This is a genomic window from Soonwooa purpurea, assembly GCF_053891095.1.
Genome location: NZ_JBSSMA010000056.1, coordinates 1 through 1,393 on the forward strand (window position 1 = coordinate 1; position 1,393 = coordinate 1,393).

Annotated in this window: 1 protein-coding gene; it reads right to left on the bottom strand. The window is 40.7% G+C overall.

What is annotated here, in order from left to right; translation table 11 throughout:
• Positions 1-1,112 (bottom strand): reverse transcriptase family protein (locus ACVFVN_RS14690; protein ID WP_456235862.1); only part of this gene is annotated, 1,112 nt, incomplete at its 3' end.
• Between the last annotated feature and the right edge of the window lie 281 nt (positions 1,113-1,393).

Here is a 1,393-nt window from a genome sequence, read left to right on the forward strand (position 1 = left end):
CTGAGTAATTCATTTAGTGGTGCACGCAATGTGTGCATATTCGGAATGAACGATTGATAGTAATTTGCTAAGCCCAAAAAACTCTGTAATGTTGTTATATTATGTGGCTCAGGCATATTTTTTATTGCTATGGACCTTTCTGGATCGGGTCGTCTACCGTTTCTGTCGATTATCTGCCCTAGGTATTTTATTTTGTCGAGGAAAAATTCACATTTAGTATCTTTAAGTGTGAAGCCGTACTCCTTTATTCTTTCGAATACTTGAAAAACGTGTTTTCTATGTTGTTCTATAGATTCGCTTTTCATCAGAATATCATCTAAGTATCCAATCGAAAAATCAAGGCCGCTCAACAACGTATCGATTATCTGTTGAAATATTGCTGGTGCGACTTTGATCCCGAAAGCTAATCTATTGAACTTAAATAGTCCCTTGTGAGTGGTAATACACAAAAGTTTTGAGCTTTCTTCTTCCACGGGAATTTGTAAGTAGGCTTCACTTAGATCTATCTTCGAGAATATTCTCCCACCATTTAGTTTCGTAAAAACTTCTTCGGGGCTAGGTAGCGGGTAATGATGATCCTTTAGTGCTGCATTCAACCCAGTCGAGAAGTCGGCACAGACTCTGATATCCTTTGACTTTTTCTTTACATAGACGGTGGGGGCGGCCCACTCGCTGTAGTCGATAGGGGTCAAAATTCCAGTTTTGACGAGTCTGTCCAGTTCTTCGTCGATTTTCTGTATGGAGGCGAATGGTACGCTTCGTTTTTTTTTGAAGACTGGAGTGACATTCTCCTTCAATTTGAACTTCGCCTCCATTTTTGTGCAGCAGCCTAGTTTTTCTGAAAAAACCTTGGGGAACGACTCTCTCAGGTCTTTCTTTAGTTTTTCAGCTTCAGTTCTAAAGCTCTCTACTTTTTGACAAAAATCGCTAATGGGCGAGTCCCAGAGTTCAAATTTTTGGATCCAGTCCGTACCAAAAAGATTATTAGTGTTTCTTAACACAAACATCTTCAGTTTCAATGTTTTTCCCTTCAACGTTACGTTAGTAATAACCTCACCTTCGAATTTTATTCTTTCTCCAGTTACTGAACGAGCAACTTTCTTTGTTCTCATCAACGTCGGTTTTCCAATTTTGCACCAAGTATGGTGGTTTATTATGGACAAATCCGACCCGCTGTCCAATTGAAGTTTAACATTCTTGTTCCCGATTTTTACTGTAACGTACTTCCGTACATTCTCGTCCTCCGCTTGAGTCTTCGCTGTTTTTACGTAGCTCCTGCGGGGGCCTTTTGTCCTGCAATGTGAGGCTTTGTGTCCGATGCGTCTGCACAGATCACATTTTCGGTATCGGTATGGACAATTGTTCTGCCAGTGACGTTCTCCGCATCTTTGGC